A 9,104-nucleotide genomic window follows, 5' to 3' on the forward strand; every position below is an offset into this window, starting at 1 on the left:
ATTATAAAGGGATTACCCTGCAATCTTGTCTGTACCCCAAAACTTTCTAATGACTTGTGATGTTGGCGCAGGTGATAAGTAACTCACCACTACCATAGCAAAGATAGATAAAGCTGTTGCTGTAACAATCGTTTGCATTCCAAATGGGTTAGGGAAGAATTGACCGATAACGATATAGCTAATTAAACCAGTGTACATAGAAACAATTGCTCCCCATTTACTTGCTCTCTTCCAATATAGCCCGAATACAATTGGTGCAAAAAATGTTGCTTCTAGACCACCGATTGCATATATAACGATAAACTGTAGGTAGTCAGGAGGTGTTAGTGCGAATAGAACAACTCCTACCCCAATTACAAGTGTCGTCATATATGAAAGCTTTGCAATCTTAGTATCACTAGCTTTTGGATTTATGTAGTTCAAATATATATCTTTAACGACGGATGCACTTGTAACTAGTAACATTGAATCAACCGTAGACATAATTGCCGCTAGTGGAGCTGCAAGAACTAAACCTGCAAGCCAGCCAGGCATAAGATCTAATATCATAGTTGGCAAAGCTAAATCCGCCACGGCAAGATCTGGATATAAAACTTTTACAAATGGTCCAAGTGTAGCAAATCCGATGGAGAATAAGAACATGATGATACCACTATAGATAAGTGATTTGTGCATAGCGTCGGTATTTTTGAACGTCATTCCTCGAACAGAAGCATGTGGTAAACCGATTGCTGCAATTCCGAAAAGAATAAAATAGGAGAATAAATTTAGTGGCGTTGCATTCGCTGGTCCAGGTAACTCGACCATTTCTGGGTGTTTGGCAACTAACTCTCCAATTAAAACAGAAAAACCATCTGTTTTAACCATAAAGACAATCCAAAGTATAACACCACCAAGAATCATAATTATTCCTTGTATTGCATCGGTTAATGCCACAGCTCTGAAGCCACCATAGGCTGTATAAGCAACAACGGCTACTCCAAAGAAGATAAGCCCTGCCTCATATGGAAGTCCCGTTATAGCTTCAAGTATTCTAGCTCCACCAACAAATTGAGCAACCATGTAAGCGCTAATAAAGATGATGATACCTATGGAACTTCCTAGTACAACTGCCGTACTTTGATATCTTTCCTTAAAAAAGTCTGTTAACGTAACAGCACCAATTTTTCTCGCTACTATAGCAAATTTTTTCCCTAAGATACCAAGAATATAAATTCCCATACCAACTTGAGTTAACAGGATTAATACCCAGCTAAACCCTTGATTATAGGCTACCCCTGGAGACCCAATAAACGTTCCGGCACTGGCCGCAGATGCTAGGATGGTAAATGTTAATACGATTGGACCAAGTGAACGTCCGCCAATGAAGTATTCTTCTTGGAAGCTTGTCTTTCGGTTCTTGATGTGCTTATGAAGTGCGCCACCAATAAGAAAGGTGATAACTAAATAAATAATAATCGGAATCAATACATCCCATTGCATTAGTAATCTACCTCCCCATCTTCTTCTTCAGCTTCGATAGACATGTCCTTAAAAAAGAACTTCACCATGAATAGAGGTAGGATACAAATGATGAGGCTTCCAACAATACCACCCCAAAAGAACCAAGCAGGAAATCCTAAAATAAAGGTAACGTCGGCTGATGGTTTATTTAATCCCAAAGCAATGGCAGGAATCCCCACTACAATGAGGTTAATAACAAATAGCCCTAATACCAACCACATTTCTTTCGTGCACTGTTTAAACCTTCTGTCCTCAACAATAATTGATTCTTTACTATCCATATGCATCCTCCTTTTTAATAAAGCCCACACTTCATATATTTTCAATATACGAAGTATAAACTTCACTTTTTACCATTATAATTTCAGTTAAGTCTAAAATCAATAAATATTTAGAATATTTTTATTAATTTAGTTATTTTTTCTTATAAGTATGGGGTTATTTTACTATTGGGGAACTCATAAAGTGACAGGATTTAAATTGATGTTTTGGCTTTGTTTATCTAGTATAAAATTCCCAACAAAAAAGCTGTCTATAAGTCAGACAGCTTACCTATAACTATTTATACATCTCGCTTTTTAAAACTATAAACCGAAAATAACACTATAAGTACGCCATATAACAACGCATACCAAATCATCAGATTACTAGGATTTGATATACTCGTGAACATCCCACCTTGTGCGAGCGACAATGGGTTATCCGTAGTGTCAAATAATAAAATAGTCATTTTACGATAGATTGAATCAATTGGAAATACAAGGCTCATCACGATCCCGATATTTACGAGAGTCGTTTTTTCAATTACAGCTCCAAATTGTTCAATAAAACCTCCTATAAAAGCTGCGCCATATAAGATAATGGAAACAATACCTGCATTCAAGGTGGTCATTCGTGTACTTAAAAATAACCCAAAAGCGATCAAAACAAATGGCTGAATGGCAAATACACTTACAGCTTTCAATATCTGCATTGGTTTAATGTCCAATGCCATCCATTCCGCTCCTATCCCTTGATGAATGAGGATAATACTAAAGAATAGTCCGATAGCATAAGAGATTAAGAGGAAAGCTAATCCGATAAACTTGCCCAAAACAAATCGAGCTCTAGAAATAGGGCGCATCAACCAAGTATCAATTTGGTGACTTGACACTTCCCCTGAAATAGTACTAACGCTAGACAATATCGCAAGTAGAGCAATGATAAAAGATGAAAAATAAAGGCCGACCCCCATAAGTTGTGAGGCGACAAACTGCTGCATTAAGATGACTTGTGTTCCAGCATTCGCCCCCGCCCCCGGTGTATCCTTACCAGCAAAATAAATAGCCGTACCGTAAAGAGCCAGAAATACGAGAGTCATAATAATCGTAATTAAAAAAATTCTCTTTGATACCATTTCTTTAAAAGTTAATTTACTGATTGTCCACATAAGCGTTCTCCTTTTTCTGGTTCACCCAATACATGAAAACATCTTCTAAATGAGGGATTATGGGTTTTACTTCAAAGATTGAAACTTGGTTTGAAGCTAAGTATTGAATGAGTCTTGGTATATCGGCTTCATGCTCAAGCTGTAACCCCCACCTTGTTCGACCGTCTTCCACTTTTACCTTCTGATTACGTATCACAAATGAAGGAAGTGACGCATCTATTGGCTTATCCGTTACCACCTCCACTTTTGCTTCCGTCATCATTAACTCTCGCCATGGCCCCTGTGCAACCATTTCGCCTTGATGAACGATCGAAACATGATCACACACCGACTCTACTTCATACAACAAATGACTATTTAGAAAAACGGTTTTTCCTTGGTCGCGAAGATATACCATGAGGTCTCTTACATCTTTGCGTCCTATTGGGTCAAGTGCAGATGTTGGCTCATCAAGAAAGACTACTTTCGGATCATTTAAAATCGCACAAGCAAGACCAATTCGTTGGGACATTCCCTTTGAAAAACCACTGATTCTACCATTTTCTCTTCCTGTCATTCCAACTAATTCGATTACTTCATCAATACGTTTGTTCCGCTCGCGAACTGGTATCCTACATAATTCAGCATGGCTTTGTAACAATTGCCTACCTGTTAACCAATCTGGGTAACGAAATAACTCCGGAAGATATCCTACTTGTTCCCTTGATTTTGTCGTTCCAATCGGTTCTCCGAGAATATAACCTTCACCACTTGTAGGCTGCAGTAATCCAAGAAGTGTACGAACAAACGTGCTTTTCCCAGAACCATTCGGTCCTAGAAATCCATACACCATTCCCTCTCCTACTGACAAAGTCACATCAGATATTCCGCCTTTTCCGTTGTACGTTTTCGTTAAAGAATTCGTTTGAATAACGTTCATTCTCTTCCTCCATGATGTTTTATTAAGAAAAGTTCAGAGTGCACTTTTAGCGCGCTCTGAACTTTTCATTTCTTTTACTTCATTTGCTTACCTAAATCAATTAGTTCATCTGCTCCTATTTTACTTTGCGTATAAATCACATGAATATTTCCATCTTCTTGCCAAACCATATAGGAATCCTCGTCACTTTCTACGACAAATCCTGGAGTATCTCCTACACGAACTTCAGTCATGGTAGAACCTTCTCTTTCAACATGAGGAATTGGCAATGTCGTCTCAATATGATCGATATCTGCAAGCTGTGTCTTCACATTCTCAGGTAAAAATGGTAGAGAAAGCAAGGTAGCTTTTAACTCATTGACCGATACTCCTTCAGGAACTTTGATTTCTGGAGATTTTGTGCGGATATATCTGATATGTTGCTCGTTCAGCCTGTAATCCGTTTGAATCGCATCATACGTTGATACGGAAAACGGTTGTTCATTTAAGGCATCTTCAAATTGTTCTTCTGAACCTAATTGAGATAATAATTGATTTGCTTTTTCGATATTTAAAGTAAAGGTGATGGTTGTTGCTGGAGTCACACTTACTCCTTCAATCTCATATTCTCCTAATTTAGGCACAGAGTATCCAGCTTCTGCAGCTGATTGGTACGTTGCATAGAACGTTGGCTCCCCTGCTGTCTCTGACATTTCCAATTTTCCAATTCCCGCTAAGTCTAACGAACCTTCTTTATTTTCACGGAACCAATTCTCAATTTCACTGATATCACTTTGCGTCAACTTCACCATCTCAAGTTGGTTCACACGGAATAATGATAAAAATTCGTTTGCTTCTACTCGAACTTGAGGGATTGCAAATGAGCTAAATATAGCGGCTGCTGTAACCCCAGTAATAAGTAGACGTTTTGTTTTAGCTTTCAATGTACTCCATTCCTTTCAAACATAGCATTTAAATCATTATATTGATTATAAGATATTATTTATCGTTTTTCAATAAATTTTTAGTTATTTATAATACATTATTATTGATTTACCAAAGCATCTCAAAGAAAAAAGCACTCCATTTTTACAGGAAGTGCTTAATACATTAAGAATCTCAGTCTACAATCTCTTTGTTTTTATGTGAAGCAAGCTTATCTATCACTATTCTTCAGATTGATGCTTCGGTAAAGAGATTATGGCCTTAAATAAATCTCCATCAACGTGAATATTAAATTTGCCTTTTTGAAGTTCAATCAGGTTTCTCGCAATTGAAAGTCCTAAGCCACTGCCCTGACTGTTTCTAGATTCATCGCCTCTTTTAAAACGCTCCATTAGTTCATCAGCGGAGATATTTAACTCATAGGCTGAGATGTTTTTAAAGCTGATTCGTATTTCACTGCCCAAGTCCTCAATATCGATATACACTCTTGAACGTTCCAGTGCATATTTAAAGATATTCGATAAGACGTTCTCGATGGATCTCCACAATAATTTTCCATCTGCAGTAACATACACTTTACTGTCTGGATGATTCAGTTTCATATCCAAGCCCATTGCCTCTATCTTATCATTCACTTCCCCTAGACCCTGGGTAATTAATGACACGATATCAATCTTTTCTACTTGAACTGGAATATTTCCGCTTGATGCCTTTGATGCTTCGAATAAATCATCTGTTAACAATTTGAGCCTTTGTGCTTTCTGATCAAGTACTTCAATATATTCACTTGCTTTTGTTTGATCCTTTTCATGTTTCAATAAATCAACATATGTGATAATCGAAGTTAACGGATTCCTGATATCATGTGAGACATTGGTTATCAGCTCTGTTTTTAACCGCTCACTTTTCAACTCACTATCTACTGCCTTTTTCAACCCATCCGTTATGCTATTGACATTTGAAGAAAGTTTTGCGAATTCGCCATTTCCTTCAACCTCTATTCGATGATGAAGATTGCCATCCTTAACAATCTCGATTCCTTTTTGAATGTTCTGGAAGGCCTTGACCTTTTTATAAGCAAACCAAGCGGCGATCCCTATCGTAATTGGAAACATGAAAAATGTAATAACGATCAATAGTGGGTAGCCAATTACAAGTAATACCGTCTTTACAGCAATGCTTCCACTTTTATAGACATCCCCAATAAATTTCACTAATTTGTAGATGATTGTATAAATCAATGTGTGTTTGAGAAGCGTTTTATTTTTCACATGCTTCACAAGTAGCAGTATCAATGATAATTCCAAAATCGCAATCGAGATTGTGATGATGGTGAACATATTCGTCATATTTTCAAACACATCATCCACTAACATCACCCATAGTGGAAAAAGAAGAATACACATCACAATATTTATATCATTATATAGTCTTTCAACTGGACGGAAAGTTAACTCCTGATCAAGAAATGACACTCTACCAACTACAAGCACTAAATAAATAAATGAAAGAATGAATCCTGCTAAGTATCCTAATAATTGATATAAACTTGTAGTAGTAACTGCTTTTCCTTCTTCCCACGCTTCCGCTTTTTCATTTAAAAATTGATCCGAAAACCCTACAAAAATAACGGTGTTTTCCATATTAATTTCATCGATTTGTTCTGTAATTCGATATATATGTTCATTTTTCTCTGTTTCATTTGGATAAAACTCTTGTTTGTATCCCTCAAAAATCATATATGCAGGTGACGTTTCAAACTCCTCTTTATTCGTTCTTGAACTATTTGCAAACACACTGGTACCATCACTTGCATAAAAGGTTGGCTCATAATCTTCAAGATTTTGCACAAGCATATGAAACTCTTTCAAATCATCTTTGATCAGCTGATCTTTAGCTTTAGTGAGTTTATCAGCATATTCTTCTTTAAATTTATCAAAGTTCTTCTCTTCACCTAACTCAGGAATATAAGACCTAGAATGTTGAAACTCTGTGTAATATAAGTTTTCTTCTACTTGCTTCCATTCTTCCTGAGGAATGGTTTTGCCACTTAAAATATAGTCCTCACTTTTATATTTCCCTAATAGTCTTGTGAGGTCTCCTATCAATCTTTCACTTTCCTTTACATAGGCCAAGCTCTCTATGTAATGCTCTTCGGTTACGCTACTAAAATTCCCATCATTCACAATCTCCACTTCAACAACTGCTCGAGCCATTCCTGTAAAACACAAGATTGCAATGATAAAAACAATGATTTTCGTTATAATTGAGTGGCTATAGTTTTTCCACTTTATACCCAACTCCCCACACCACCTTCAAATATTTTGGTTCTTTCGGATTAATTTCGATTTTCTCTCTAATTTTTCGTATATGAACAGTTACGGTATTTTCCGGGTTAAAGGAGGGTTCGTTCCATACCTTCTCATATATCTCTTCGATTGAGAATACTCTTCCCGCGTTTTCTGTCAGAAGCCTTACGATCTTATATTGAACCGGTGTAAGATGGACTTCCTCGCCATCAACAGTCACCGTTTTACTTTCATCATCGATAATCAATCCCCCAGTCTGAAATACATTGGTCCTTGTCTCAAGGCTACCTAATGTTGTATATCTTCTCAGCTGCGACTTTACCCTTGCAATCAATTCCAACGGATTAAAAGGCTTCGTCATGTAATCATCTGCACCAATATTTAAGCCTAATATTTTGTCATGATCCTCTGATTTTGCAGAAAGCATGATTAAAGGAATATTATTCTCTTTCCGAATTTCCATAGTCGCTCTCATACCGTCCATCTTCGGCATCATTAGATCCATGATAATAAGATGGATTTCCTGATTTTTAATGACTTCAATCGCTTCTAGACCATTGGAAGCTTTACATACGGTATATCCTTCATTCTCTAAGTAAATTCCGATCGCATCGACGATGGCTTGATCATCATCACAAACCAATATATTCATAACGTTCACTCCTACTTGTGGTGTTCACCATTTCTATCAACTCCTTAGAATTTACTATAAGGAAAGGATATCAATCAAATCTTAACAAACACTGCATGCAATTCTTAAGATTTTCTTATGATTTTAGGTTACTGTTCCTATTTGATCTAGTTTTGTGAAATTAAGGCGCAAATAAAAAGAGAACACAGACCTTTGGGTAGGTTTGTGTTCTCTTTCAATTTGATTAAGTTCCTTTTATGGTCAAATTACTTCTCATCGTACGCATTAAGCGCATTTACACTGTGTGCCAAAGCAGAACCTGCTTTTAATGCGGTCGCAACAAAAATTGCTTCTGTGATTTCTTCTAAATCAGCACCCGCTTTTTTGGCATTTTTCGTATGTAGGTTAATGCAATATGCGCAACCTGTTGTGTGTGCACATGCAACCGCGATTAACTCTTTCTCTTTTTCTGTTAAGTTTTTCGCCTTTAAAGACTTCGTGTCAAAATCAATAAATGCTTTAAATGCCTCACCATTTAAATCAGCAAATTCTTTTAATCTTGCAAAATAAGCCTCTTTATATAGATCCTCATCCCCATTTCCATCATAGGCATTGAGTGCATTCACTCCATGCGCTAAAGCGGATCCAGCCTTCAATGCTGTTGCAACAAAAATAGCCTCTGCCACTTCTTCTCTGCTAGATTCATTTTTCTTTGCATTGCCAACATGTAAATCAATGCAGTAAGGACAACCGGTAATATGAGCAACCGCAACAGCAATCAATTCCTTTTGCTTCACAGAAAGTTTACCTGCAGCTAATGCTGCGCTATCAAATTTAATAAATGATTGAAATGCTTCAGGTGCATATTTTTTCAATTCTGGTAGTCTTCCGAAATATTCTTTTTTGTACAAACTCATCGTAAATCTCTCCCTTAGCTATTTTTTCATCAAATAAAATACGACATTTCCTATATGTTTACTCACCTTATAAATAGGAAAATTCTTCGTTTCAGACCGATGAAATTCAAAAGCCCCTTCCGATGAGGAAGAGGCAATATGTATCCCACACTCATCTTTCAAGCTAATGCTTGCTGGAATTAGCACCTAGTTACATCATTGTAACGGTTGCTGCGGGATCAACGGACCAGGTTCCTCCCCCGACTCTCGATAAGAGATGTCGTATTTATTTTTGTAATATTTAACAATCTTAGCGTACATGAATTCGCATGAGGTTGTCAACTGAAATATCAAATTATTTAGATAATATATCCAAATGGAGATTTCTAGAAGAACGGCATAAAAAAAACGACATATACATGTCGTTTCAGAGTGTAGACAAAAGGCATTTGGGAATCCTCTTATTCCCAAATGCCTTTTATTTTTTTCTATT

Annotated in this window: 8 protein-coding genes and 1 riboswitch; all 8 genes read right to left on the bottom strand. The window is 36.9% G+C overall.

Annotation, left to right across the window (positions count from 1 at the left end; translation table 11 throughout):
- Positions 1-12: 12 nt before the first annotated feature.
- The gene (gene panF, locus ACFSFW_RS11165; protein ID WP_304216924.1) at positions 13-1,482 is read right to left on the bottom strand and encodes a sodium/pantothenate symporter; all 1,470 of its coding nucleotides are present in this window, start codon (positions 1,480-1,482) and stop codon (positions 13-15) included.
- Positions 1,482-1,784 carry a DUF997 family protein gene (locus ACFSFW_RS11170; RefSeq protein ID WP_304216922.1) on the bottom strand — a complete coding sequence of 101 codons (303 nt, stop codon included), beginning with the start codon at positions 1,782-1,784 and terminating at the stop codon, positions 1,482-1,484. The genes panF and ACFSFW_RS11170 overlap by 1 nt, the downstream gene beginning before the upstream one ends.
- Positions 1,785-2,065: 281 nt before the next feature.
- Positions 2,066-2,932, bottom strand: coding sequence for an ABC transporter permease subunit (locus ACFSFW_RS11175; RefSeq protein ID WP_388038157.1), 867 nt, complete (start codon positions 2,930-2,932; stop codon positions 2,066-2,068).
- On the bottom strand, positions 2,916-3,851 hold the full coding sequence (locus tag ACFSFW_RS11180) for an ABC transporter ATP-binding protein (protein ID WP_388038160.1): 936 nt from the start codon (positions 3,849-3,851) through the stop codon (positions 2,916-2,918). Before ACFSFW_RS11180 ends, ACFSFW_RS11175 begins: the two co-directional genes overlap by 17 nt.
- Positions 3,852-3,925: 74 nt before the next feature.
- Complete coding sequence (locus ACFSFW_RS11185; RefSeq protein WP_388038163.1) at positions 3,926-4,774, bottom strand: hypothetical protein; 849 nt, start codon at positions 4,772-4,774, stop codon at positions 3,926-3,928.
- Between the two features lie 222 nt (positions 4,775-4,996).
- A complete protein-coding gene (locus ACFSFW_RS11190) occupies positions 4,997-7,075 on the bottom strand; it encodes a HAMP domain-containing sensor histidine kinase (protein WP_388038166.1) in 2,079 nt (692 codons plus the stop codon).
- Positions 7,050-7,736 carry a response regulator transcription factor gene (locus ACFSFW_RS11195; protein ID WP_388038169.1) on the bottom strand — a complete coding sequence of 229 codons (687 nt, stop codon included), beginning with the start codon at positions 7,734-7,736 and terminating at the stop codon, positions 7,050-7,052. The genes ACFSFW_RS11190 and ACFSFW_RS11195 overlap by 26 nt, the downstream gene beginning before the upstream one ends.
- Positions 7,737-7,981: 245 nt before the next feature.
- Positions 7,982-8,632 carry a carboxymuconolactone decarboxylase family protein gene (locus ACFSFW_RS11200; protein ID WP_099355027.1) on the bottom strand — a complete coding sequence of 217 codons (651 nt, stop codon included), beginning with the start codon at positions 8,630-8,632 and terminating at the stop codon, positions 7,982-7,984.
- A 148-nt stretch (positions 8,633-8,780) separates the two neighbouring features.
- Positions 8,781-8,888, bottom strand: a riboswitch (SAM riboswitch).
- Positions 8,889-9,104: the final 216 nt, after the last annotated feature.

Origin of the sequence: Ferdinandcohnia salidurans (genome assembly GCF_042680725.1) — a bacterium.
Taxonomy (GTDB): domain Bacteria; phylum Bacillota; class Bacilli; order Bacillales; family Bacillaceae_L; genus Ferdinandcohnia; species Ferdinandcohnia salidurans.

Excerpts from the sequence above, each read along its gene's own strand:
- panF (WP_304216924.1), bottom strand. The coding sequence starts at position 1,482 with ATGCAATGGGATGTATTGATTCCGATTATTATTTATTTAGTTATCACC.
- ACFSFW_RS11170 (WP_304216922.1), bottom strand. The coding sequence starts at position 1,784 with ATGGATAGTAAAGAATCAATTATTGTTGAGGACAGAAGGTTTAAACAG.
- ACFSFW_RS11175 (WP_388038157.1), bottom strand. The coding sequence starts at position 2,932 with ATGTGGACAATCAGTAAATTAACTTTTAAAGAAATGGTATCAAAGAGA.
- ACFSFW_RS11180 (WP_388038160.1), bottom strand. The coding sequence starts at position 3,851 with ATGAACGTTATTCAAACGAATTCTTTAACGAAAACGTACAACGGAAAA.
- ACFSFW_RS11195 (WP_388038169.1), bottom strand. The coding sequence starts at position 7,736 with ATGAATATATTGGTTTGTGATGATGATCAAGCCATCGTCGATGCGATC.
- ACFSFW_RS11200 (WP_099355027.1), bottom strand. The coding sequence starts at position 8,632 with ATGAGTTTGTACAAAAAAGAATATTTCGGAAGACTACCAGAATTGAAA.